At 45.9% G+C, this 25,403-nt stretch carries 19 protein-coding genes and 1 tRNA gene; 10 read left to right on the plus strand and 10 right to left on the minus strand.

The features are described from left to right. Positions 1-18: 18 nt before the first annotated feature. The 5 genes from gspG to gspC are packed head-to-tail and all read right to left on the minus strand — an operon-like array spanning position 19 to position 6,194. Positions 19-462: a type II secretion system major pseudopilin GspG gene (gspG, locus tag EXZ60_RS15325; protein WP_010319321.1), complete on the minus strand. Its 444-nt coding sequence runs from the start codon at positions 460-462 to the stop codon at positions 19-21. A gap of 50 nt (positions 463-512) precedes the next feature. Next, a complete protein-coding gene (gene gspF, locus EXZ60_RS15330; RefSeq protein ID WP_017045694.1) occupies positions 513-1,733 on the minus strand; it encodes a type II secretion system inner membrane protein GspF in 1,221 nt (406 codons plus the stop codon). Beyond that, complete coding sequence (gene gspE / locus EXZ60_RS15335) at positions 1,733-3,232, minus strand: type II secretion system ATPase GspE (protein WP_019282846.1); 1,500 nt, start codon at positions 3,230-3,232, stop codon at positions 1,733-1,735. The genes gspF and gspE overlap by 1 nt, the downstream gene beginning before the upstream one ends. Then, entirely contained in the window at positions 3,229-5,259 is a 2,031-nt protein-coding gene (gene gspD, locus EXZ60_RS15340; RefSeq protein ID WP_277435915.1) for a type II secretion system secretin GspD, read from the minus strand. The genes gspE and gspD overlap by 4 nt, the downstream gene beginning before the upstream one ends. Before the next feature lie 38 nt (positions 5,260-5,297). Then, positions 5,298-6,194 (minus strand): type II secretion system protein GspC, encoded by an 897-nt coding sequence (gspC, locus tag EXZ60_RS15345; RefSeq protein ID WP_277435916.1) that lies wholly within the window; start codon positions 6,192-6,194, stop codon positions 5,298-5,300. 337 nt (positions 6,195-6,531) lie between these two features. On the opposite strand from gspC, the gene hslR reads away from it, so the two are divergent. The 4 genes from hslR (at position 6,532) to EXZ60_RS15365 (ending at position 11,833) form a co-directional block, all read left to right on the plus strand. Beyond that, positions 6,532-6,918, plus strand: coding sequence for a ribosome-associated heat shock protein Hsp15 (hslR, locus tag EXZ60_RS15350; protein WP_026028320.1), 387 nt, complete (start codon positions 6,532-6,534; stop codon positions 6,916-6,918). A gap of 31 nt (positions 6,919-6,949) precedes the next feature. Further along, the gene (gene hslO / locus EXZ60_RS15355) at positions 6,950-7,825 is read left to right on the plus strand and encodes an Hsp33 family molecular chaperone HslO (RefSeq protein WP_013855441.1); all 876 of its coding nucleotides are present in this window, start codon (positions 6,950-6,952) and stop codon (positions 7,823-7,825) included. Positions 7,826-8,162: 337 nt separating this feature from the next. Beyond that, positions 8,163-9,791, plus strand: a complete 1,629-nt coding sequence (pckA, locus tag EXZ60_RS15360; protein WP_013855443.1) for a phosphoenolpyruvate carboxykinase (ATP) — start codon at positions 8,163-8,165, stop codon at positions 9,789-9,791. Positions 9,792-9,898: 107 nt separating this feature from the next. Further along, positions 9,899-11,833 (plus strand): AsmA family protein, encoded by a 1,935-nt coding sequence (locus EXZ60_RS15365; RefSeq protein ID WP_277435917.1) that lies wholly within the window; start codon positions 9,899-9,901, stop codon positions 11,831-11,833. Here the strand turns inward: EXZ60_RS15365 and EXZ60_RS15370 are convergent. From EXZ60_RS15370 to typA, 4 genes are all read right to left on the minus strand, one after another. Further along, positions 11,794-12,726 (minus strand): bifunctional GNAT family N-acetyltransferase/hotdog fold thioesterase, encoded by a 933-nt coding sequence (locus tag EXZ60_RS15370; protein WP_017048711.1) that lies wholly within the window; start codon positions 12,724-12,726, stop codon positions 11,794-11,796. The two genes, EXZ60_RS15365 and EXZ60_RS15370, sit on opposite strands and share 40 nt — an antisense overlap. A 72-nt stretch (positions 12,727-12,798) precedes the next feature. Continuing rightward, on the minus strand, positions 12,799-13,233 hold the full coding sequence (gene dtd / locus EXZ60_RS15375; protein WP_013855445.1) for a D-aminoacyl-tRNA deacylase: 435 nt from the start codon (positions 13,231-13,233) through the stop codon (positions 12,799-12,801). Further along, positions 13,205-14,119 (minus strand): virulence factor BrkB family protein, encoded by a 915-nt coding sequence (locus tag EXZ60_RS15380; protein ID WP_199868073.1) that lies wholly within the window; start codon positions 14,117-14,119, stop codon positions 13,205-13,207. The genes dtd and EXZ60_RS15380 overlap by 29 nt, the downstream gene beginning before the upstream one ends. 133 nt (positions 14,120-14,252) lie before the next feature. Further along, positions 14,253-16,076 carry a translational GTPase TypA gene (typA, locus tag EXZ60_RS15385; RefSeq protein ID WP_010319743.1) on the minus strand — a complete coding sequence of 608 codons (1,824 nt, stop codon included), beginning with the start codon at positions 16,074-16,076 and terminating at the stop codon, positions 14,253-14,255. A gap of 500 nt (positions 16,077-16,576) precedes the next feature. On the opposite strand from typA, the gene glnA reads away from it, so the two are divergent. From glnA to add, 6 genes are all read left to right on the plus strand, one after another. Beyond that, positions 16,577-17,986 carry a glutamate--ammonia ligase gene (glnA, locus tag EXZ60_RS15390; protein WP_017043509.1) on the plus strand — a complete coding sequence of 470 codons (1,410 nt, stop codon included), beginning with the start codon at positions 16,577-16,579 and terminating at the stop codon, positions 17,984-17,986. Between the two features lie 148 nt (positions 17,987-18,134). Next, positions 18,135-18,716 (plus strand): DUF4124 domain-containing protein, encoded by a 582-nt coding sequence (locus EXZ60_RS15395; RefSeq protein WP_277435918.1) that lies wholly within the window; start codon positions 18,135-18,137, stop codon positions 18,714-18,716. A 134-nt stretch (positions 18,717-18,850) separates the two neighbouring features. Continuing rightward, positions 18,851-19,897, plus strand: a complete 1,047-nt coding sequence (glnL, locus tag EXZ60_RS15400; protein WP_277435919.1) for a nitrogen regulation protein NR(II) — start codon at positions 18,851-18,853, stop codon at positions 19,895-19,897. Between the two features lie 39 nt (positions 19,898-19,936). Then, entirely contained in the window at positions 19,937-21,340 is a 1,404-nt protein-coding gene (gene glnG, locus EXZ60_RS15405) for a nitrogen regulation protein NR(I) (protein ID WP_277435920.1), read from the plus strand. Positions 21,341-21,421: 81 nt separating this feature from the next. Beyond that, positions 21,422-23,992, plus strand: a complete 2,571-nt coding sequence (locus EXZ60_RS15410) for an EAL domain-containing protein (protein WP_277435921.1) — start codon at positions 21,422-21,424, stop codon at positions 23,990-23,992. A gap of 91 nt (positions 23,993-24,083) precedes the next feature. Then, entirely contained in the window at positions 24,084-25,088 is a 1,005-nt protein-coding gene (gene add / locus EXZ60_RS15415; protein WP_088728552.1) for an adenosine deaminase, read from the plus strand. Positions 25,089-25,286: 198 nt separating this feature from the next. On the opposite strand, the gene EXZ60_RS15420 is transcribed toward add, so the two are convergent. Beyond that, positions 25,287-25,363: transfer RNA gene (locus tag EXZ60_RS15420), tRNA-Asp, on the minus strand. Positions 25,364-25,403: the final 40 nt, after the last annotated feature.

The raw sequence follows: 25,403 nt of genomic DNA on the forward strand, positions 1-25,403 counted from the left end.
CTAAGGCCGCCCTCTCTCTTATTGGAAATCTTGCATGTTCCAGTTGCCTATGTCGGCACTGGCGCCTTCGCCACCTTCTTGACCATCAGCACCTAGCGTGAAGATATCAATCGTACCGTTATCACCAGGGCTTAAGTATTGATAAGGGTTGCCCCAAGGATCATTTGGCAAACGGCGAATATAACCGTTATCGCGGTAGTTGCGTGGCTCAGGATTCGACGGCTTGGTCACTAGCGCTTCTAAGCCTTGATCTGTCGTTGGGTACACGCTGTTGTCTAATTTATACATATCCAACGCATTTTCGAGTGCGACAATATCGGTAATCGCTTTTTGTTGGTCAGCTTTTTCTTTATTACCGAGCAAATTAGGCACCACAAAACTCGCCAAAATACCCAAAATAACTACAACCACCATCACTTCAAGCAAAGTAAAGCCCGACTGTTTATTTGTTTTTGTTCTCATTCCAATCTCCAACATAGTTTGGTCGTTATCATTGCAGAATTCAGTCATGATCAACGACTCATTAAATTATTCATTTCTAAAATCGGCATCAAGGTCGCCATCACGATAAACAGTACCAACCCAGCCATTAATGCAATCAGCGCCGGGGTAAAAATACCTAATGCGATGTTGACCGTCGATTCAAAACTCGCGTCTTGGTTATCGGCCGAGCGCGTCAGCATACTTTCGAGCTCACCACTTTGTTCACCACTGGCGATCATATGCAGCATCATCGGTGGAAATAACTTGGTTTGCTCAAGCGCTTTACGCAAGCTCGACCCTTCGCGAACATTGTCAGCCGCCAACAATACTTGTTGCTTGACGTATTTATTGGACATCACATCCACCGCCACACGCATCCCATCCAAAATAGGAATCGCACTGGAGGTACAAATAGACAAAGTTCGCGCAAAACGCGCGGTGTTGAGACCGCGAGTGATTTTGCCAATCAACGGCATGCCGATGATTTTTTTATCCCACTTCAACCGCAAATTCGGCTTGCTTAGCAACCATCGGACGAGATAAATCAAGATCACCAATAGCACCAGCAATTGGACACCCCAATGCTGGATAAAATCACTTGAGGAGAGTAAAAATTGAGTCGACTTCGGTAATTCTTGCCCCATTTGGACAAATTGTCCGACAATTTTAGGCACCACAGCCGCCAGCAAAAAAGCCACAATACACACCGCGAACACCACCAACACCACCGGATAAATCATCGCTTGTTGTAACTTGGAACGCATTTTTTGGCGATTTTCAGCATAGTCAGCTAAACGCTCAAGCACCGAATCCAAATGGCCTGATTTTTCGCCCGCTTCAACCATCGAACGAAACAGGTCATCAAAGATATGTGGATAATCACCTAAGCTGTCTGACAAGGTATAACCCTCGGTCACTTTGGAGCGAACAGCGGCCAACATGGTGCGAATACGCGGCTTTTCCGATTGTTCAGATACCGCTTTCAAACACTCTTCCAATGGCATGCCTGACTGCACTAAAGTGGATAACTGGCGAGTAATGAGCGCTAAATCCGGTGTACTGATACCGCGCTTAAAACTCAAAGGCGATTGCTCACGCTGAGCCGCTTTCGCTTGCGTCTCAATGAGTTCAATCGGTATAAGCCCTTGCTCTTTTAAGCGCTGGCGAACCTGCCGAGCATGGTCCCCCTCAATAACACCCTTTTTTTGTTTGCCTTTGGCGTCGAGCGCTTTATATTCAAATGCCGCCATTATGCTTCCTTCGTCACTCGCATCACTTCTTCAAGTGAGGTAATGCCTTTCAGCACTTTATCGAGCCCGTCATCACGAATGCTCGGTGTTTTCGCCCGCACCGCTTTTTCAATTGCTTGCTCTCCGGCTTCGCTATGAATTAAGGCTTGTACCTCATCATCAATCAGCAACAATTCATGTATACCCGTTCGGCCTCGATACCCTTTGTGATTGCATTTGTCACAGCCCTTCGGACGATACAGTGTCAGCGACTCTTTTTTCTTACAATTGAACAGTTTTTTCTGCTCATTATCAGCTTGGTAGGCCTCTTTGCAATCTGGACATAAGGTACGCACTAAGCGTTGTGCCAATACGCCAAGCAGCGATGATGAGATCAAAAAGGGTTCAATTCCCATATCGCGCAAACGTGTTATCGCACCGATGGCGGTATTGGTGTGCAACGTCGACATCACCAAGTGTCCGGTTAAAGACGCTTGCACCGCAATCTGCGCGGTTTCTAAATCACGAATTTCCCCAACCATGACCACATCCGGGTCTTGACGCAAAATAGCACGTAATCCTCGCGCAAAAGTCATGTCCACTTTAGGATTGACTTGAGTTTGGCCAATACCATCAATATCGAACTCAATCGGGTCTTCCACGGTTAAAATATTACGCTCGTTGCTGTTGAGCTCTTGCAGGCCAGCGTACAAGGTGGTGGATTTTCCTGAACCGGTTGGGCCCGTCACCAAAATAATGCCGTGCGGTCGTTTGATTAATTGACGGAAGCTTTCGTGGTTGGCGGCCGTCATTCCTAGACTGTGCAGATCTAAGCGCGTGGCGTTTTTATCTAGCAAACGCATCACCACACGCTCACCGTGAGACGAAGGCATGGTGGACACGCGAACATCGACCGCTCGGCCGCCAATGCGTAATGAAATGCGTCCATCTTGTGGTACACGTTTTTCAGCGATATCAAGCTTAGCCATTACTTTGACGCGTGAAACCAGCAACGGCGCTAATTTACGACTCGGCGCTAACACTTCACGCAGTACTCCATCGACACGAAAACGAATCGACAAGATTTTCTCAAAGGTTTCAATGTGAATATCCGACGCGCCCTCTTTGATCGCTTCGCCAAGCATGGCGTTGATCAATTTGATGATGGGCGCATCGTTTTCTGACTCTAACAAATCTTCATTTTGTGGCAGCTCTTCGGCTAATGAGAAGAAATCATCACTGTCAGCACCGATATCTTCCATTAACTGTCGCGCTTCTGACGAGTCTCGTTGGTAAGCTTGGGTTAACTTACTTTCAAATTCGGCCAGTGAAATTTCAACCAAGTTGAGCGGCTGTTTCACGACTCGTTTCACTTCGACTAATGATTCGATAGCCAGCGGAGCGACATAAAATAACGTCGGTAGCTCGTTGTCTTCTACCAGCTCTAATACCAATTTAAAACGATTGGCAAAGCTAAACGGTAAACGACGGTAGTGAGGTTGCGACAAAACTTCGGTCATTGCTGTTTTTCCATTTGTTCGATAAAGGCTTGTACTTCCGCAGAATGGTTGCGCTCATCGCCAAACTTAGGCAGCACAGGAATATTGTCGTTCGCCATCAACTTCAAACCGCGATCAGCGTTATAAAGCTGCTCTGCACGAATGTAGTTGTACTTACGCTGAGTGATGCCATCGGCCGTCATGCCATCACGAATGATGGTCGGCTTAATAAAGACCATCAGGTTTTTCTTCTCAACTTGGGTACTGGTCGATTTGAACAAATAGCCTAAAACCGGTATATCGCCTAATAGTGGGACTTTGGATTCACTTTCGACCGCGCGCTCATCAATCAACCCCCCCAGAACTAACATTTGCCCGTCTTGAATGATGACCGATGTGTTTAATTGACGCTTTGCAAAACGGACATCGACGGCACCATTCGCTCCTAATACGTTGGATACCTCCTGCTCAATTTTCAATTGAACTGAGTCGCCTTCGTTGATTTGTGGTACCACTTTCAGCTTGATACCGACCTCTTTGCGTTCTACGGTTTGGAAAGGATTATCGTTATTTGCGCCCGCGCTCGAACCTGTCAAAACAGGCACCTCTTCGCCCACGATGAAGGAGGCTTCTTCATTATCCATCACCGTAATACTCGGTGATGACAAGATGTTCGAGTTGGAGTCACTCGACACGGCGCTGATAAGGGCCGTCCAGTCGCCCATCACTAAGCTCATGGCTGCACCATTGACCGCACCGAGCGCTGACGCCAAAGTAGAGTAATCCCCTTTGGTAGTGGTGTTCTCATTGCGCAAGAAAGTACCATCAGAATTATAAACCGCTTTACTGGTGGTGGTATCTTTGGCTTCTTCTAAACCAATCATTACCTTACCGATTGGCGCGCCCGCGTTGCCATACTGAATTACAGAGCCGTTATCGAGTGAGCCCCATTGTACGCCTAAGTTGATGCCATCCCCTTCAGCCATTTCAACAATCAGCGCTTCAATCAATACCTGAGCGCGACGAATATCCAACTGCGCAACCACATCTTCTAGCTCTTTCATAATGTCTTGCGGAGCGGTAACAATTAAGGAATTGGTCGGCGCATGTGCTGAAATCATCACTTCAGTGCGTTGTGAACTTTGCCCCGTTTTTTGCCCAGACTGTTTTTCGGCCTGCAAGTTGTCAGACACTCCTTTCAGCACATCAACCAAATCTTCCGCTTTCGCATTCTTTAGATAAATGACGCGGTTATTGCCTCTTGTTGCCATCTCAACATCAAGCTGAGTGATCAATCGCTTTAGGCGTTCACGGACTTTAGGATCACCTGAGATCAAAATCGAATTGGTACGATCATCGGCCACCAGCTTAGGCTGCAAAAACTCTGGGGTATTTTTAGCATCCGTAGTTTTGTTTAATGCCTCCACAATACGCACCATTTCAGCGGCAGATGCATTACTTAGTTCCACCACTTCGATGTCTTTGTCACCGGCTTGGTCAACTCGTTTGATGATATCGGCTAAACGGTTGACGACCGCAGCACGACCTGTAATCAAAATAATGTTCGCCGGATCATAATGCACTACGTTGCCCGCTCCTGCGTTATCGATCAACTGGCGCAGCAAAGGTGAAAGCTCTCGTACCGAAACATTCCGCACCGCAACAACGCGCGTGATCACGCTATCACCGTTCTCTTTTCCTTCATCGCCAACCACAGGAATCGCAGACGTTTTGGCATCTTTCGACTTGATCACTTTGAGCACGCCGTTGTCCATTTCCACCACGGCAAAACCATACACTTCCAATACATTCAAAAAGAAGCTGTAGTATTGCTCTTCATTAAGCGTGTCATAGCTGCGGACATCGACTTTCCCTCGAACTGAAGGATCAACAATGATTGTTTTTTCAAGATTACGGCCCACGATATTGATGAATTCTTGAATATCGGTGCCTTTAAAGCTGGCACTAAAATCGTTTGCCATGGCTAACGGCGATGACAACAAGCCACCCATCAATAACCACGTCGTTTTGTTTAACCAATGCTTCACGTCTTACTCCCTAAACTCATGCTCATGCATCAGTCTGTCTAAAATTGGATATAAATGTCATGGGATTGCCCGTCTCTTTCGACTGTTAAGTTCATTTCGGTTAACTCAGAGACTGACTGAAAAATCTTATTCATGGCGTCCGGGTCCGTTAAATCCTGACCGTTTAACGCGATTGCGACATCGCCATCTTGTAGCCCTACCGACTCAAACAACTCAGGAGATTGCCCAGGGCTCACTCTGTATCCAAGCACTTTGTCATCACGTTTCACTTGCGACAGGCGTACATATTTAAAGATTTCTTGCGGATTGCTGGCAATAGCGGCGCGAATGTCATCCAACTTCTCTTCTGCAGACGCTGGGTTATTACCACGCACATTCGATGCAACAACGCGCTCAGGCGTTGCTACACTCGGTTTATGATAGTCAATTCCATCCAACATCAAGGTTTCATCGCGCCCTGAGTTATCAATAATAACGCGATCATTGAACACCGCTTTCAATTTGACACGGGTTCCTTCAATGACTTCGTTAACACCATAGGTCGATTGACTGCCACGATTTGCGATTACCGCTAGACTCTTACTCGGTTCATTGCTCGCCACCACCCCAACCAATAATAAGCTAAGGCTGGTTTTAGGTGCATCTTTGACCACAGGCTGTGCGGCTTCGACCTTCTGCTCGCTATAGCGACCAAATAAACTTCCTTGTTGTAAAGAAGAGAGATCAAGCGAACGCGTCGCATTCGGCGTTGATGCGATTGCTCTTGGAGACCAAGGCGTTATATCAACCGCGTTTTGCTGAATCAGCCACACCATTTTTCCTAGAATCCAAGCCGACGTGACCAGCAATACTAAGGTAAGAAATTGGCTGATTTGTTTCTGCCATTGCGGTATTTTTTGTAGCAAACCTGCTTGCCATAAGCGAGATGAGGTCATACTGCTAAAATCGATTCGCCTCAAAAGATGTCCTTACTGATATTTTCTTACTTCAACCATGATATTTCACATTCATGAGCCGTTAGCCAGACGAAAACCGGCGGATTGGCCTCAAACTATACTTCCATTTCATTTAAACTATGCTTCCATTTAAATGGAACAGATACATAAGACCGCGAAGATCGCGCTACAAAAACATATTAATATATCATAGGAGACATTCTCGTCATTTTTACTGACATTATTTTGTCGGGTAGCTTGAAAATCTGGAACCAAAACACCATTGTAAAGGCCATAAAACGTACAAGACTAACTCCCTTTGAGGCACATTTGTAGTATGAGTTCTGCGACAGAGCAAATAAGATTGGATAAATGGCTATGGGCAGCACGATTTTATAAAACGCGGTCGATCGCCCGCAGTATGGTCGATGGTGGTAAAGTCCATTATAATGGCCAACGCACCAAGCCAAGCAAAATTGTCGAGCTTGGGGCAACGATTACCTTACGCCAAGGCCAAGAAGAGAAAATCGTCACTGTGATCAATCTGTTAGGGCAAAGGCGTAGCGCGCCAGAAGCACAAACCCTGTATTCGGAAACCGCAGCAAGCATCGCCAAACGTGCCCATCATGCCGAGCAACGCAAGCTCAACGCACACAACCCAAGCCCCGAACGCAGACCAGACAAAAAAGAGCGTCGTGACATCATTAAATTTAAACATCAATAAAAGCTGGACCATGTTCCGAGGAAATAGCTAAATGGCAAATAACATTTTAAATCGCTACTTATTTGAAGATCTATCCGTACGTGGCGAGTTGGTACAATTAGACGACGCGTATCAACACATCCTTTCGAGCCAGGAATATCCAGCCCCAGTACAAAAACTTTTGGGCGAACTGCTCGTCGCAACGACCTTGCTAACTGCAACGCTGAAGTTTGAAGGCTCAATTACCATGCAATTGCAAGGCAATGGCCCAGTTTCCTTAGTCGTTATCAATGGTGATAATGAACAGAAAGTGCGTGGTGTCGCACGCTGGAAAGGCGATATTGCCGATGATGCCGACCTACACACTTTGATGGGTAAAGGTCATTTAGTTATCACTATCGAGCCCAAGAAAGGCGAGCGCTACCAAGGTGTGGTCGGTTTAGAGGGGGACAACTTAGTGGAAGTGCTGGAAGGTTACTTCATCCGCTCTGAACAGTTGAAAACACGCCTTTGGATACGCATTGGTACGCAAGATGGAAAAGCCTGTGCCGCTGGCATGTTGCTGCAAACCATTCCGGACGGAACGGGTACGCCCGATGATTTTGAGCACTTAGAGCAGTTAACTAACACCGTAAAAAACGAAGAGCTGTTCACCTTAGAAGCCACTGATCTGTTGTATCGCCTGTATAACCAAGAGAAAGTTCAGTTGTTCACCCCACAACCCGTGGAATTTCATTGTGGTTGTTCACGTGAACGCAGTGGGGCGGCCATCATCACAATAGGCAAAGAGGAAATTTACGACATTTTATCGTCTGAAGGATCCGTTTCTTTACATTGTGACTACTGTGGCACCAACTACTCATTTGAAGAGGCTGAGATCGCAACACTCTACGCACAAGCCTCCTCAGGAAGCGACACAATTCATTAATTTGCATGAATTAACAAGCACGAAGAAAACGTATCAGAGCCAGCTTTACGCTGGCTTTTTTTGTGATCAAAACCCAGTAAAATCAAGCCTTAAACAAACAGAATGGCGTACTTATTTTTTTAAAAGTATTAATCTTATTGATCTAGCGCAAAGGTTTGCGTACGCGATAAAATAGTTGCGCCAATATGTGACGGGACACCTAAAACCACAGGAGTGTCATGGGCAATTTTTGAACTGTGTCCCTGTTTTATCCCCCACCCGTTGCTAGCATGGTGAGCAGATAACAATTACAAACATTATTACAAAATCCCTACAAAATCTCTTACAAGGAGCACCTATGACCGTTATGGAACATACAAAGGCTGCACAACTAGACCTGACCAAATACGGAATAACCAACGTAGTCGAAGTGGTTCGCAACCCAAGCTATGAACTGTTATTTGCCGAGGAAACTCGCCCAGACCTTGAAGGCTACGAAAAAGGCGTCGTCACTGAACTTGGCGCTGTTGCCGTTGATACTGGCATTTTTACAGGCCGCTCACCAAAAGATAAATTCATTGTCAAAGATGACACCACACGCGATACCCTATGGTGGACATCTGAACAAGCGAAAAACGATAACAAGCCGATTAACCAAGAAGTATGGAATGATCTAAAAGCACTAGTGGGTCGTCAACTATCCGCTAAACGTCTATTCGTTCTTGACGGTTACTGTGGTGCCAACGCAGATACGCGCCTTTGCGTGCGCTTCATTACTGAAGTGGCGTGGCAAGCGCACTTCGTCAAAAACATGTTCATTCGCCCAACAGAAGAAGAGCTAGCTAACTTCGAACCTGATTTTGTGGTCATGAATGGTGCCAAATGCACCAATGACAAATGGCAAGAGCAAGGCCTGAACTCAGAAAACTTCACTGTGTTTAACTTAACGGAAAAAATGCAGTTGATCGGCGGTACTTGGTACGGCGGTGAAATGAAGAAAGGGATGTTCGCAATGATGAACTACTTCCTTCCACTGCAAGGTATTGCTTCAATGCACTGTTCAGCCAACATGGCTAAAGATGGCGATGTGGCGATTTTCTTTGGCCTATCTGGCACAGGAAAAACCACACTCTCTACCGATCCAAAACGCGCGTTAATCGGCGATGACGAGCACGGCTGGGATGATGATGGCGTGTTTAACTTTGAAGGAGGTTGCTACGCGAAAACCATCAAGCTCTCCAAAGAAGCCGAGCCTGACATCTACAACGCGATCCGCCGTGATGCGCTACTGGAAAACGTCACAGTACGTAGCGATGGTTCGATTGACTTTGATGATGGTTCTAAAACCGAGAATACTCGTGTTTCTTATCCTATCTACCACATCGAAAACATCGTTAAGCCTGTATCGAAAGGTGGTCACGCCAATAAAGTGATCTTCCTATCTGCGGATGCATTTGGTGTGCTTCCACCAGTCTCTAAATTGACTCCAGAACAAACCAAGTATCACTTCTTGTCTGGCTTTACGGCAAAACTAGCGGGTACTGAACGTGGCATCACCGAACCAACACCAACCTTCTCAGCCTGTTTTGGCGCAGCGTTTTTAACGCTCCACCCAACACAATATGCCGAAGTGCTGGTAAAACGTATGGAAGCAGCTGGTGCTGAAGCTTATCTAGTCAACACTGGTTGGAACGGCAGCGGTAAACGCATCTCGATTCAAGATACCCGCGCCATCATTGACGCTATCTTAGATGGTTCGATTGAGAAGGCAGCAACCAAGCATATTCCAATCTTCAATCTTGAAGTGCCAACCTCACTACCTGGTGTAAACCCAACCATTCTCGACCCACGCGATACTTACGTGGATCCTCTACAATGGACAAGCAAAGCTGAAGATCTCGCCTCGCGCTTTATCAATAACTTTGCCAAGTATACTGATAACGCAGAAGGTAAAGCATTAGTGGCCGCAGGCCCACAACTCGACTAAAACTGATAAGTCAGTAGCAAGCCCCTTTGATAAGGGGCTTTTTTTGTTGCTGCGTGAGGTAATTTGTTTCACTCTGTCGCAGGTAACGATTTACGAGTAAGGACACCATGAACAAGGCTTTGGCATTGCTGATTGCGATCATCGCGCTATTTCTCACTTTCATGCTGGGTATGTTTGCACTGCTACATACCTCTTATGCTACTCCCGTTGCTCAAACTCTCGTTGAACGGCTTTCGAAAGGAAACGTGACGTTTCAATCTCTTCAATACCAGTATCCTTTGCATTTTCAGTTCAACCAATTAACACTGCGGCAAAATAAGCAGCACATCCCGATAGAGCAAGCCGATATTTGGCTCAGCCCACAGCTCATTCGCGACCAAAAAATCGCCGTTGATAGCGTGCTACTTAGTGGTATCAGTCTACAAAATGGCCTTCCTACCGATTTGCGATCATGGCCCATTTCGGTGAGCCAAATCGCGCTCAATCACGCCGACATCGCCCAACAAGGTTGGCTAGCGCGCGGTGTTAACCTACAGATTAAAAATCCACATTGGCCGGATGCTCCAACAGCTCTGCCTTTCGGCGAGATACAACTCTCAGCTGAACAATTTTATTGGCAAGGAGAAGCGCTGAATAACCTACTGCTCGATATGGATTACAAACCTGCCAACAGCACCGTCTATGGGCTCTCGTTGTCATGGCGCGGCGCGGCTATTTCAGGTCAAGCCGAGCAGTATCCTCAAGGTTGGTCGCTGATCAATGTGACACTGGAAAAACTCAATCTTAGCCGAGATATGAGTCATTCCTTACGCCAATCGGGTTGGTTTCAGCTCTTTGACAAAATAGACCATATCAATAGCTTAGATATTTTAAACAGTCAGATCGAGCTTGCGGATATCAGCTTGCGTAACGTCGATATTTCGCTGGAGAACATTTATCCACACAGCAATATTTGGCAGCAGCAACAAGGTAAATTATCGCTGCGAGCCGACGATGCAACTTGGCTAGGTCAGCAGTGGGTGGAGCCGACCTTTAGCCTGCGCACCGAGCCGGGTAAACTGATCATTGAGGATTTTAGTAGTGAGTTTAAGCAAGGTGATATTCAATGGGCGGGTGTTATCACCCCAACCTCAGCATCGCTGCAACAGCTCACTATTCGCGGTGTAAAATGGGTGAGCGAAAGCAAAGATGATTTTACGTCGCTGAGCCAGCATTGGCCGTGGGTTGATAACCTCACCATCGAGCAACTCACCATCGCCAATAGCCAACTCATTCAATTGTTTGCGCCACCTTATTGGCAATTGTCTGGTGTCCATGCCAAAGGAAAGCAGCTAACTCTCGTAAAAGAGAAACGCTTGGGATTGTGGCAAGGCACGCTCAATATCAGCGCAAACAGCGCCAGCTACGATTCACTATTGAGCACGCAAAGCGTTGTTGAGATGCGCAGCGAACAAGGCCAATGGTACCTAGATCGTTTATTCATGCCGTTAGAAAACGGCTATATCGATGCCACTGCGCGTTGGAATTTCCAAACGTTAAGTCAGCCTTGGCAAACCAACATTCATGCCGATGGGCTACCGCTAGCGGTGCTCAATAAAGTCACCCAGCTTCCCTTTACCATAGAGGGTCTCAGTGAATGGGAAGCGCAGGTCAACGGCCTCGCCGGAGACTACGCCACCTTCGCCCACTCCCTCACAGGTGAAGCAACGCTCAATATTCGACAAGGCATATTAACGCTAAGCGATCCTGAGCAAAACCTCAGCCATGAGCCGTTTACGCTCGAAGGTTTAGTCATTCACTCAGACAGAGGGCGGATGATGATTAATACAACGCCGCTGGTTGGAAAGACGCTCAAGGCAAACCTTGATGGTCACGTGGATTTGGTCAAGTTGGAGAAAGGACAACTTAACCTTAACCTCCAACAGATGTGCCGTGAGATGCACTTCGAACTGCTCCACAACACACAGCACACCATCTATTCGTGTGATCCAGAAACCGACACTTACTCAGCCAATGATGCGGCGGCTAACAATGCCTTGTAATTGGGGATCAACATATAGGTTCCCGTAAATTCAACGGCGGGTTTACCGCCACTGGTGATAGTGACATTGACGACGATACGCGCTTTACGTCCACTGGCTAAACGATCTAAATCGCCACTGATGCCATCCAATGAAGTGAAGGCTAAAGGGTTATGCACCACAGGGTGACGATAGCGGATGCGGCTATCAACCAAAACAATATCGCCATTCAGGCTTCGCTCACGCATCAGCAACCATGCCATTCCCCATCCGGTCAAGGTGGCAAGGGTAAATGCCGAGCCTGCAAATAAGGTGTTGTGTGGGTTCAAATTCGGATTGAGCTGGGCGCTGCACTCAAATTGGTAGCCCGTATATTGAGTCACCTTAATGCCCATTTTTTCGCTGATAGGAATGTGCGTGGCCCAGCGTTCTTGCAGTTCAGTACACCATTCAGGTTTGCGAATCACATTGGCCATGGGATCGAGCGGTTTGACCATTTGTTGATGTCGAACAGGACCGCGTTCATCATTGAGCGAGCCCCTGCGTTCAAAGCCGTTCTTTTCATAAAATGCAATCGCATCTTCACGGGCGCTACAGACTAGGCGCTTTGCACCTTCTTGACGAGCCAGCGACTCTAGCGCCACCAGCACCAAAGAACCCATACCTTTATTGCGACGGCTACTTTTAACCGCCATATAGCGAATTTGCCCTTCGCAATCTGGCGTAATATACAAGCGACCAATAGCAATCGGTCGGTTACGACCATCGACAATCATCCTGTGATGGCTCATGCCATCATACTCATCGCGCTCCGAGCCGATCGGTAGATGCCATGGCTCACGCAGCATTTGCCAGCGAAAATGGTAGTATTTATTCAGTTGGTTGTCGGTACTTGGCGTAATCAGTTTAAACATTTGGTTATCCCTAAATCACAGCCTCTCATACTCCGCATGATCCCAACGAAGGAGGCTCTATCCATTTCTTTATTAAACCTGAAGCCAGAATGTCACTGGGCCATCATTAATCAGCGAGACTTTCATATCTTGTGCAAAGCGGCCACGCTGAGTTGGCAAAATGTGCTCACACAAATCCGAAAAGTAATCATACAGACGCTCAGCATCAGCAGGGTGTGCACCTTTTGAAAATCCGGCACGCGTCCCCTTTTTGGTATCGGCTGGCAATGTAAATTGAGACACCACTAAAACCTGACCATTCACTTGTTGCACGTTCAAGTTCATTTTTCCCTCTTCATCTTCAAACACGCGGTACTGAGTCACACGTTCGACTAGACGTTTGGCCTTTGCCTCATCGTCATCTCTTTCGACCCCAAGTAGCACCAGTAAGCCTTGATTGATTTCGCCAACCACTTCCCCATCAACACGTACCGCCGCTTCACTCACTCTCTGGATCAACGCTATCACTCTGATTTCCCTTTATCATTTGCTCGGAGATAAGCAATGAGTTTAGCATTTCTTGCTCATTGCTCCAGTGCTCTTTTTCACCCAAAGTCGCCGTCACCTCCGCCCCAACGAGCACAATCATCCAGCATAAGTAGACCCACACAAACAGAATAGGGATCGCCGCCAGTGCGCCGTAAATCAGTTGATAGGAGGGAAACTGAGTAATATAAGCAGCAAACCCTTTTTTACTGAACTCAAATAAAATAGCCGCCACCATTGCCCCGACCAAGGCGTGTGAAAGATGCACTTTTTTATTCGGCACCAGCAGGTACAAACCGACAAAAGCAGAGAATGACAAAATAAAAGGTAGCCAGCGCAGCAACAAATTATAAGCACCAGAGAGTGCTTCGCTGTCAATAATCTTGAGTGAGGTAATATACGAGGTTGCCGCAATACTCGCGCCGACTAAAATTGGCCCGAGCGTAAGAACCATCCAATACATTGAAAAAGAGAGCACCATGCGCCGTTTATCTTTAACTCGCCAAATGTAGTTTAAATTCTTGTCAATATTAGAAATCAGCATTAAAGCTGCAACGAATAAAAATACCCCGCCCACGGCCGTCATCTTACCTGTATTCGCGATAAATTCGAGCAACGCCTCTCGCACTACATCGCCTGCGGCAGGCACAAAATGGGTGATCACAAAATCTTGAATAACCATACCGACATTAGCAAAAATAGAAAATGAGGAGAGAATTGATAACAGCACGGTAAGCATAGGTACGATCGACAACAACGTGATATAAGCCAAATAGCCCGCATTAACATTGACGCGGTCATGATCCATCCGGCTGAGTAAATAACGCGTAAACAGTAAACATTGTTTGCCAAGCTTTTTGATTTTCAAATGCCTTCTCCCTGCTTATTTTTATCATCAATCACCATTCTATACCTAAAACTGACTATATTGCAGATAAGCAAAAGGCGAGAAGTACACTCCTCGCCCTTAGATTAACTCGTTAACTTATACCATGACGGTATTAGCCACGGCTTGCACGTTTACGATCATTCTCAGTTAAATGACGTTTACGGATACGAATGCTCTGTGGGGTCACTTCCACTAGTTCATCGTCGTCAATAAACTCAAGTGCTTGCTCAAGTGTAAACTTGATTGCAGGTGACAATACTTGCGCTTCATCAGTACCAGAAGCACGAACGTTTGTCAGCTGCTTGCCTTTCAAGCAGTTCACTGTTAGGTCGTTAGAACGGTTGTGGATACCGATCACTTGGCCTTCGTACACTTCATCTGCGTGCTCAGTAAATAGGCGACCGCGCTCTTGTAGGTTGAACAGAGCGTAAGTCAACGCTTTACCTGTCGCGTTAGAGATCAACACGCCGTTGTTACGTTGACCAATGTTACCGCCTTTGTGCAGGCCGTAATGATCAAACGTATGGTAAAGCAAACCTGAACCTGAAGTTAAGGTCATGAATTCTGTTTGGAAACCAATCAAACCGCGAGAAGGCATCATGAAATCAAGACGCACACGGCCTTTGCCGTCTGGAGTCATGTTCGTCAGCTCACCTTTACGTAGGCCGATTTTCTCCATCACGCCGCCTTGGCTCTCTTCCATCACATCGATCGTTACGGTTTCGAACGGTTCCATTTTCTGGCCGTCTTCTTCCTTCAAAATAACTTCAGGACGAGAAACTGCAAGCTCAAAGCCTTCACGACGCATGTTCTCAATCAGGATTGATAGGTGAAGTTCACCACGACCTGAAACGCGGAAGCGATCTGGGTTGTCGGTTTCTTCAACACGCAATGCTACGTTATGAACAAGCTCTTTTTGCAGACGCTCAAGGATATTACGTGAAGTCACGTATTTACCTTCTTTACCTGCAAACGGTGAAGTATTGACTTGGAAAGTCATGGTCACTGTCGGTTCATCAACGGATAGCGGCACCATAGCTTCAACACAGTTTTGGTCACAAATGGTGTCTGAAATTTTCAGTTCACCTAAACCTGTTACCGCAATGATGTCGCCAGCGTTAGCTTGTTCAACTTCGTTACGCTCAAGGCCAAGATAGCCCAGAACTGTACCAACTTTACCGTTACGTTTCTTACCATCAGCGCCGACAACTGTTACTTGTTGGTTCGCTTTTACGCTACCACGAGTCACACGACAAACACCGATAACACCAACGTAAGAGCTGTAATCAAGTTGAGAAACTTGCATTTGTAGTGGGCCATCAAGGTCAACTTGTGGTGACTCTACATTGTCAACGATCGCTTGGAACAAAGGTTCCATATTTTCGCCAACTTCACCTTCGTTAAGTGTCGCCCAACCGTTCAGTGCAGAAGCATAAACCACTTTAAAGTCGAGCTGCTCATCCGTTGCACCAAGGTTGTCGAACAGGTCGAACACTTGATCCATAACCCAATCAGGGCGAGCACCAGGACGGTCAATTTTGTTAATAACAACGATTGGTTTCAAACCGTGAGCAAAGGCTTTTTGTGTTACGAAGCGAGTTTGTGGCATTGGGCCATCAACCGCATCAACAATCAGCAAAACAGAGTCAACCATTGACATGATACGTTCAACTTCACCACCGAAGTCGGCGTGTCCTGGAGTATCTACGATGTTGATACGGAAATCATTCCAGTTAATGGCTGTATTTTTTGCAAGGATAGTGATACCGCGCTCTTTCTCGATATCGTTCGAGTCCATGACCCGCTCTTCCGTATTACCGCGAGACTCTAACGTACCTGACTGTTGCAGCAGTTTATCAACCAACGTTGTTTTACCGTGGTCAACGTGTGCGATGATCGCGATATTTCTTAATTTATCAATCTGTGGAGTAGCCATGGATTTTGCTTCACTTATTAAGGGAGTAACTCGCTTCGGCATGAGGCCGCAACGAGCATAGAACTTGATTAAAAAAACGGTCAATAATGTACCAGATTTTGGCGAAAAACCTAGAAATATGTGATCTATCGCGCTGATTTTCGCTCACCACAAGCTTAGTCCGCTACTTGCTTTAAAACAAATTGCATCAAAATGGACTAAATCAGCATTGACAAGCCTAGTAAACCTAGGCTGAATAGTGTGCGCTTTGGTAGTTAATGGTGCAACATAAAACTCAAGGCACCAAAATAGTGCAAATAAGGATCTTTTTGGTGCAGAGAAGCATTTAAATTCGACAAAGAACAACCAAAACACTTGAAATTAAAGGATTAATTTAATTGGCACGAATTTAGCTTTGTTAGAAACAGCATCGATTAATAAGTTTAGAATGAAATTAATCAATGCTAGTTTCAATTCGATTCGGGCCATTACCGCTTTAATAACACTGGAGGTTATCCAAGATGTCAGTAGAAAACGTTCTATCGCTGATCCAAGAAAACGAAGTTAAGTTTGTTGACCTGCGCTTTACCGACACGAAAGGCAAAGAGCAACATATCTCTATTCCTGCTCATCAAGTCGACGCAGACTTCTTCGAAGAAGGTAAGATGTTCGATGGTTCATCCGTTGCTGGCTGGAAAGGAATCAATGAGTCTGACATGGTGATGATGCCTGATGCATCAAGTGCAGTTCTTGACCCGTTCACAGAAGACGCAACACTTAACATTCGTTGTGACATTCTAGAGCCTGCAACCATGCAAGGCTACGATCGTGACCCACGCTCTATCGCAAAACGCGCAGAAGATTACATGCGTTCAACAGGGATCGCAGACACCGTTCTTGTCGGTCCAGAGCCAGAGTTCTTCCTTTTTGATGACGTGAAATACACCAACAATATGTCTGGTGCCTCATTCAAAATTGATGATATCGAAGCGGCTTGGAACACTGGCGCTGAAATTGAAGGTGGTAACAAAGGTCACCGCCCTGGTGTGAAAGGTGGTTATTTCCCTGTTGCACCGGTTGACTCATCACAAGACATCCGTTCAGCCATGTGTTTGATCATGGAAGAGATGGGCCTCGTCGTTGAAGCTCACCACCATGAAGTAGCGACCGCAGGTCAAAACGAAATCGCCACTCGCTTTAATACGCTAACCACAAAAGCCGATGAGATCCAAATCTACAAATACGTGGTGCACAACGTTGCGCACGCCTTTGGTAAAACAGCGACCTTCATGCCTAAGCCTCTTGTTGGCGACAACGGTTCAGGTATGCACGTTCACCAATCTCTTGCAAAAGATGGTGTAAACCTATTTGCTGGTGACAAGTACGGCGGTCTATCTGACTTAGCGCTTTACTACATTGGCGGTATCATCAAGCACGCGCGTGCCATCAACGCATTTGCTAACCCATCAACAAACTCGTACAAGCGCCTTGTCCCTGGGTTTGAAGCACCGGTAATGCTAGCTTACTCGGCTCGTAACCGTTCTGCGTCTATCCGTATTCCAGTAGTACCAAGCCCGAAAGCACGTCGTATCGAAGCTCGTTTCCCAGATCCAGCAGCGAACCCATACCTAGCGTTTGCCGCTCTTCTAATGGCTGGTCTTGATGGTATCAAGAACAAGATCCATCCAGGAGAAGCGATGGATAAAGATTTGTACGACCTACCAGCAGAAGAAGCCGCTGAGATTCCAAAAGTAGCCGAGTCACTTGAAGTGGCACTAAAAGCACTGGATGAAGATCGTGAATTCCTGACCGCTGGCGGCGTATTCTCTGATGATTTCATCAACTCATACATCACGCTAAAAGCAAAAGATGTAGAACGCGTCAACATGGCCGTTCACCCACTAGAATTTGAATTGTACTACTCGGTATAATTCTTAGCTTTAGTACAAAATGTAACTTAGGTTACGGATTTATTAGGCTCGCCTCGCAGGTGAGCCTTTTTCATATTTGGGGTTAATTCCGAACGTCGTAACATTAGCGTTACAACAATAACGGCACTCAAAAGCCGATACCCTTAACGTGAAAACATCTCTATATAGGGGGATGCCTGTGAATCTGATCCGAACTTTACTCCTAACACTCATCATGCTTTATTCCGCGACTTCAATTGCACAAAACGTCTATACGTGGGTGGATGCGAACGGCGTGTTGCATCTTAGCGATGTCCCACAAGATAAGGGAGCAAAGCAAATTTCGATTCCTGATTTTCAGGCCGATGCGCCTGAGCCAACCTTTGAAACCTCTCACCCCGTCACTGAGCTCACCAAAAATCTGCCACAGGAAAAATCCGCAACCCATGTCAACAAAATAGAACCGCTGACCATTGCAATTCGCTCTCCGGCTGACGATGAAACCTTACGCAGCAATGCGGGCGTTATTTCAATCAACGCCGAACTCAATCGCAACTTAACCGTCAATGAACAGTTGCAATTGGTCATGAATGACAAGGCCTATGGCGCCCCCGCCACTCAACCTACTTGGACGCTGAAAAATCTAGATAGAGGAACGCATCGCTTTTTAATTCAAGTAGTTGTAAACGGCAAGATTATTGCATCGTCTAACCCTGTGACGGTGCATTTACATCGAGCCAGCATCAAGTGATGAACTCTTCGCCAATAAGCTCGATATAACAACAGGTTTCACTTTTTCTTCTGACACCGATGCGCCATACTTAGCCATGCAATGCACCAAAGTTGTGCATTGCATCATTTGGGAACACGGACAAGGATGAAAACGTGAATTGTGAGCTAAGCCAAACGATTTTAAATAATATCGTTACCGCCACCTTGATGCTCGATGAGTCTCTTTGTATCCGTTATGCCAATCCAGCGGCTGAACAACTCTTCTCCCAAAGTGCTAAGCGAATTATCAACCAACCACTGTCAAAACTCATCCAGCACGCTTCTCTTGATTTAGCGCTGCTTTCTCAGCCGTTGCAAAGTGGCCAAAGTATTACTGATAGCGATGTTACGTTTGTGGTCGATGGTAAGCCACTGATGCTGGAAGTGACCGTGAGCCCTATATCTTGGCAACGCGAGCTGATGCTTTTGGTCGAAATGCGCAAAATTGGTCAACAACGACGGTTAACACAAGAGCTCAATCAGCACGCCCAACAGCAAGCGGCAAAGCTCTTAGTTCGCGGGCTGGCGCATGAAATTAAAAACCCATTGGGTGGGCTACGCGGAGCGGCGCAACTGCTAGAAAGAATGTTGCCGGACCACAGTCTCACTGAGTACACCCAAATTATTATTGAACAAGCCGATCGACTGCGCGCGCTCGTTGATCGTTTGCTCGGCCCACAAAAACCGGGCAAGAAGTGCTCTGAAAATCTCCATGTAATTTTGGAAAAAGTCCGCCAATTGGTTGAGCTAGAAGCCAGCACACACTTGGTGATTGAACGAGATTATGACCCCAGCTTGCCCGATATTTTGATGGATACCGATCAAATCGAGCAGGCATTACTGAATATCGTCAGCAATGCGGCACAGATTTTATCTCATGATCCGCATGGTAAAATCACACTTCGCACCAGAACAGTGCACCAAGCCAATATTCACGGACAGCGCCATAAGTTAGTGGCACGCATAGAAATCAGCGATAACGGCCCAGGCATTCCTACCGAATTACAAGACACACTGTTTTACCCCATGGTCAGCGGCCGTGAAGGTGGGACGGGGCTGGGTCTTTCTATCTCACAAAACCTGATCGATCAGCACAATGGAAAAATCGAGGTTGAAAGCTGGCCAGGTCGAACCACATTTACTATTTATTTACCCATTTGACCGATGTCAGATTGGGTTTGCTGCTAAGGAATAAACATTATGAGTAAAGGATACGTTTGGGTGGTGGACGATGATAGTTCGATCCGCTGGGTGATGGAAAAAACGCTCTCATCAGCCAACATAAAATGCGAAACGTTTTCCGATGCCGAAAGTGTGTTACTAGCGCTAGAAAGAGAAACGCCCGATGTGCTCGTTTCCGATATTCGCATGCCGGGCATGAATGGTATTGAGCTGCTAAACCAAGTTCATTCACGATCTCCTGAGTTGCCCGTCATCATCATGACTGCCCACTCAGATCTTGATGCCGCGGTGAATGCCTATCAAAAAGGTGCCTTTGAGTATCTTCCTAAACCTTTTGATGTCGATGAAACCCTCACCTTGGTTGAACGTGCCATTGCGCATAGTCAGGAGCAGCGCAAAGAACAATCCAATCAACAGACTGGCGTTGATAGTACACCAGAAATCATTGGAGAAGCCCCTTCAATGCAAGAGGTATTTCGGGCGATTGGCCGTTTATCACGTTCCTCAATCTCAGTCTTGATCAATGGTGAATCAGGAACCGGGAAGGAGTTAGTCGCTCACGCGCTTCATCGCCATAGCCCACGCGCCCAAAAACCGTTTATTGCCCTCAATATGGCCGCAATTCCAAAAGATCTCATCGAGTCAGAACTGTTTGGTCATGAGAAAGGAGCATTCACTGGTGCAAACAGTGTCCGCCAAGGGCGTTTTGAGCAGGCCAATGGGGGCACTCTGTTCTTAGATGAAATTGGCGATATGCCGCTCGACATTCAAACTCGGCTACTGCGTGTTTTAGCCGATGGTCAGTTTTACCGTGTAGGAGGGCATTCAGCAATCAAAGTTGATGTTCGCATTGTCGCCGCCACTCACCAAAACTTAGAAAAACTCGTTCATCAAGGAAAGTTTCGTGACGACCTTTTTCACCGTCTCAATGTCATTCGTATTCATATCCCAGCACTACGTGAGCGAAGCCAAGATATAGAAAAACTGACCAAGCACTTTCTCGCCTCTGCAGCAAAAGAATTAGGCGTAGAAATGAAAACGCTACATCCTAAGAGCATTGACATTTTGAATCGTCTTGAATGGCCGGGAAACGTACGACAACTTGAAAATATGTGTCGCTGGTTAACTGTAATGGCCAGTGGCAGCGAGGTGCTACCCAGTGATCTTCCTTCCGAATTATTGTCGGAAAAGAAAAATAGTGACTTTGATAGTGCTATAAGTTGGCAACAACAACTCGCAAGTTGGGCTAAATCTTCATTAGCTTCAGGAGAAACAGAGCTGCTTTCTTATGCACTTCCTGAATTTGAACGTATACTTTTGGAAGCAGCACTTCATCACACCAATGGTCACAAACAAGATGCAGCTAAGGTGCTTGGGTGGGGGCGCAATACGTTGACAAGGAAGTTAAAAGAACTTTACTGAGAATTTTTTAATGATCAGGTGTAGTGATTCACTTTCTGGCACAATGCAATCACCCACCACCTTGCGTGTTTTACCGATAATTTGTATGGATGCAGAAGACACGACATGTCATTTACGAATCAAATAACGTTGAAAACAGCCGTTGTTCTACCATTTGTTATGATTTTCCTCATAACGATTGGAGTGATTGTGGGTGTACAAAAATACAGTTATGAAGAGATGGTTGATGACATTAGCAGCAAACAGCTTTCATCATTAAATGCCAATGTAGAGCAGCGACTGATCAGTTTTCTCGATGAACCTTTTCAAGCCAGCCTCGCTTTAAGCCACACGATCGGCTTTAGTCAGTTCTATTCTGCGGACGATGTCAGTAAAATAGAAGGATATCTGCTTGCCAGTTTTGAAACGCTTTATCGACCGCTAGAACAAATTGATGTGATCGGATTTGGTGGCGAACAGGCGGAGTACGTGGGCTTTCGCAAAGAGATTGGTGATAGTTTTACCTTAATGGTGAAAGATAATCGAACTCAGCAAAACTTGGTGATCTACTCAGGAAAAACCATCAATCAAGATATTCGCTCCACCATTGCCGATTATGATCCAAGAACTCGCCCCTGGTATACTCCAGTTGCACAAAGTTTAAGCCCAAGTTGGTCGCCAATCTACACTAATGTTGATGAACGCCAAGAGATCACGCTCTCTGCTTTAGCACCCGTTTTCTCTATGAACAAATTCATCGGTGTTTTGGTGACTGATGTGAAAATCGATACGTTCAATGCGTTTCTGGCCTCACTGCAACAGAAAACTCATGCCAACGTGTATATTATTGATCCAGAAAAAAGATTGGTGGCTCACTCCAATACCAGCACCGTTGTCTCTTGGGGGACCGAACTGTCGGCAAAAGGAGAGCGACTACTGGCTATCGAAAATGCCAACCCAGTGATCCAAGCCAGTGCACATTATATTGATAACCATGACAAAATGCTGTCAGCAACACTCAACAAATTCGAAACGGTAGTTGATGGCACCCGCTATTTTAATCATCTCACTCCCTTTAAAGATAAACATGGCATCGAATGGTTTATTGGCGTCTCGATTTCAGAAACCGATCTACTTGGTCGATTGCCAGAAAACCAACAAAACAGTTGGATTATTGGCAGCATTGTCAGCCTTATCGGCATTGGTATAGGGCTCATTGCCTTTAATCGAATCACCACTCCAATTACCGCCACCGCGGCTGCTGCTCAGCATCTAGCAAAAGGGGATTGGGAAAGTAACATGCCGAAAGCTGGCAATATTTATGAAACGAGTTTGCTTGTTTATTCATTCAATGAAATGGCCAACAACCTAAAAGCCTCATTTAAGGCATTGCATTCCCAATTGATCTACGATTCCCTAACCAAGCTCTATAGCCGTGAAGGTTTAATTGATAACTTTAGTCAATCAAATCAAATTAATGGCAGCCTATTGCTTATCGGCATCGATAAATTCAGAGATATTAATGACAGCTTGGGACATCAGCAAGGTGACTTACTATTACAAATTATTGCTGAAAAATTACGCACACTATTTGCAAGTACCTCATGTATTGCTCGTACAGGTGGTGATGAATTCGCTATTTACATCCCCTCTTTACAACAGAATGAAGCCCAATCCGCGGCTAACAGCATATTACAAATGTTTGCTGTCCCATTCTCAATGCATAATGAAAAAGTGGTCGTCAATGCCTCCATTGGCATCGTACTCCCTAATGACACACTCCATACTATGGCGCTATGGTTACGTAATGGTAGCATCGCACTCAGCCACGCCAAACAAGAGCGCTCAAGGATCTGCTATTACTCTCCAGAGATGGACGATGTTTCTCGTAAACGTACGCAAATGCTCACTCAAATTAAGCTTGCCATCGAGAACAAAGAATATATTCCGCATTATCAACCAATTGTAAACTTATCAACGGGAGATATCATCGGAGCTGAAGCCTTGGCACGCTGGGTGACACCAAGCGGTGATATCATTCCCCCCTTGGACTTCATTCCTATCGCTGAAGAAAGCGGCTTCATTGGCCTGATTGGTGAGCAAATCTTGTATCAAGCGTGTTTTGACACGATGCAAGGCATCAAGATGGGTAAATGGGGATCGACGTTTAAAATGCACGTCAACCTCTCAGTGAACCAGCTATCTCAACCTCAGTTTGTTCATGAACTCAAAGCGACTTTGGAAAGAACGGGGCTTGAACCCAATAATCTCGCTTTAGAGATCACAGAATCAAGAATTGTTGATAACGACCCAGTTATTTTAGCAAACATGAACAAACTCAAAGAGCTGGGCATCCATATCGCGATAGATGATTTTGGTACCGGATACAGCTCCCTTTCTTATTTACATCAACTTCCATTCGATTGTCTAAAAATAGACAGGGCGTTTGTATCGCAGCTCGAACAGACAAATCTCAGTAGCTCAGTCGTTGCGGCAATCATCAACATGACTCGTGGGTTTAATGTCGAAATTGTAGCAGAAGGTATTGAAACCAAAGAGCAAGTCCATCTCCTAACCATGCTTAACTGCACTCAGGGACAAGGCTTTCTGTTTAGTAAAGCCATCCCTTTTAACGAATGGTCAACAGATATGGTAAACATAAAAGCCAAATAAACAGAATTGGGTGATTTAATACTCTTTGCTAGCTGACACTGGCCACATTGATTTTTATACTTGATGCCATACACACTTTCGGAAAAACATAATGATAACTAAAAATCTACCGCTTACTGATTTGCATCGCCATCTTGACGGCAACATTCGAACCAAAACTATCTTAGAACTAGGGCAACGATTTGGTGTAGCGCTGCCAGCTGGCAACATAGAAGAGCTCACACCTCATGTACAAATCGTCGAAGCAGAACCATCATTGGTCGCCTTTTTATCAAAACTTGATTGGGGAGTTGCCGTATTGGGTGATCTCGATGCTTGCCGAAGAGTCGCCTACGAAAATGTCGAAGATGCCTTAAATGCTCAAATTGATTATGCTGAGCTGAGGTTCTCTCCTTACTATATGGCTATGAAACATCAACTGCCTACCGCTGGCGTTGTTGAGGCTGTAGTTGATGGGGTACAAGCGGGCGTTCGAGACTTCGGTATTCAGGCTAACCTAATAGGAATTATGAGCCGCACTTTTGGCACCGATGCTTGTCAGCAGGAGCTAGACGCTATTTTGACTCAAAAGCAGCACATTGTTGCAGTCGACTTAGCGGGCGATGAACTTGGGCAGCCGGGCGAGCGATTTATTTCTCACTTTAAACAAGTACGAGATGCAGGACTAAGAGTTACAGTACATGCTGGAGAGGCGGCGGGGTCAGAAAGTATGTGGCAAGCAATTAAAGAGCTAGGTGCAGAACGCATTGGACACGGAGTAAAAGCCGTCCATGACCCTAAGCTAATGGATTATCTTGCCAAACACCGTATTGGCATTGAGTCTTGCCTAACGTCAAACTTCCAAACGAGCACAGTAAACTCTCTTGCTCATCATCCTATAAAACAGTTTTTAGAGCACGGGATACTTGCTTGTTTAAATACTGATGACCCAGCGGTTGAAGGTATTGAACTTCCACATGAATATGAAGTTGCAGCACTTCAAGCAGGCCTTTCTCAAGAGCAGATCAGACAAGCGCAAATTAACGGATTAGAATTAGCCTTTCTTTCAGACTCAGATAAAAAAGCACTGTCAGCTAAAGCCGCTTTGCGTAGCTAAATCTCCTGAACCATACCTCTCTAGCCGATGTTTAATACATCGGCTTTTTTATACCTAAGACATAGAGACCGAAAAGAATAAGAATAGATTGAACAAAGTGTAGCTACCACACGACTGTCCTGAGAGTGATAAAAAATAAAATGCTCTTTTGCTCAAACGAAAGAAGCCCTGCTATTACTAGCAGGGCTTCTTAATAAGTGGCGGAGCGGACGGGACTCGAACCCGCGACCCCCGGCGTGACAGGCCGGTATTCTAACCAACTGAACTACCGCTCCGCAGCGTGTCTGGTTAGACAATATTCAAAGCCTGGCGATG

Origin of the sequence: Vibrio sp. 1151_11 (genome assembly GCF_029478525.1) — a bacterium.
GTDB classification, from domain to species: Bacteria; Pseudomonadota; Gammaproteobacteria; order Enterobacterales; family Vibrionaceae; genus Vibrio; species Vibrio anguillarum.

Bases quoted from the DNA above. Each gene is read 5' to 3' on its own strand.
- gspG (WP_010319321.1), bottom strand. From the start codon at position 462: ATGAGAACAAAAACAAATAAACAGTCGGGCTTTACTTTGCTTGAAGTG.
- gspF (WP_017045694.1), bottom strand. From the start codon at position 1,733: ATGGCGGCATTTGAATATAAAGCGCTCGACGCCAAAGGCAAACAAAAA.
- gspE (WP_019282846.1), bottom strand. From the start codon at position 3,232: ATGACCGAAGTTTTGTCGCAACCTCACTACCGTCGTTTACCGTTTAGC.
- gspC (WP_277435916.1), bottom strand. From the start codon at position 6,194: ATGACCTCATCTCGCTTATGGCAAGCAGGTTTGCTACAAAAAATACCG.
- hslR (WP_026028320.1), top strand. From the start codon at position 6,532: ATGAGTTCTGCGACAGAGCAAATAAGATTGGATAAATGGCTATGGGCA.
- hslO (WP_013855441.1), top strand. From the start codon at position 6,950: ATGGCAAATAACATTTTAAATCGCTACTTATTTGAAGATCTATCCGTA.
- pckA (WP_013855443.1), top strand. From the start codon at position 8,163: ATGACCGTTATGGAACATACAAAGGCTGCACAACTAGACCTGACCAAA.
- EXZ60_RS15365 (WP_277435917.1), top strand. From the start codon at position 9,899: ATGAACAAGGCTTTGGCATTGCTGATTGCGATCATCGCGCTATTTCTC.
- EXZ60_RS15370 (WP_017048711.1), bottom strand. From the start codon at position 12,726: ATGTTTAAACTGATTACGCCAAGTACCGACAACCAACTGAATAAATAC.
- typA (WP_010319743.1), bottom strand. From the start codon at position 16,076: ATGGCTACTCCACAGATTGATAAATTAAGAAATATCGCGATCATCGCA.
- glnA (WP_017043509.1), top strand. From the start codon at position 16,577: ATGTCAGTAGAAAACGTTCTATCGCTGATCCAAGAAAACGAAGTTAAG.
- glnG (WP_277435920.1), top strand. From the start codon at position 19,937: ATGAGTAAAGGATACGTTTGGGTGGTGGACGATGATAGTTCGATCCGC.
- add (WP_088728552.1), top strand. From the start codon at position 24,084: ATGATAACTAAAAATCTACCGCTTACTGATTTGCATCGCCATCTTGAC.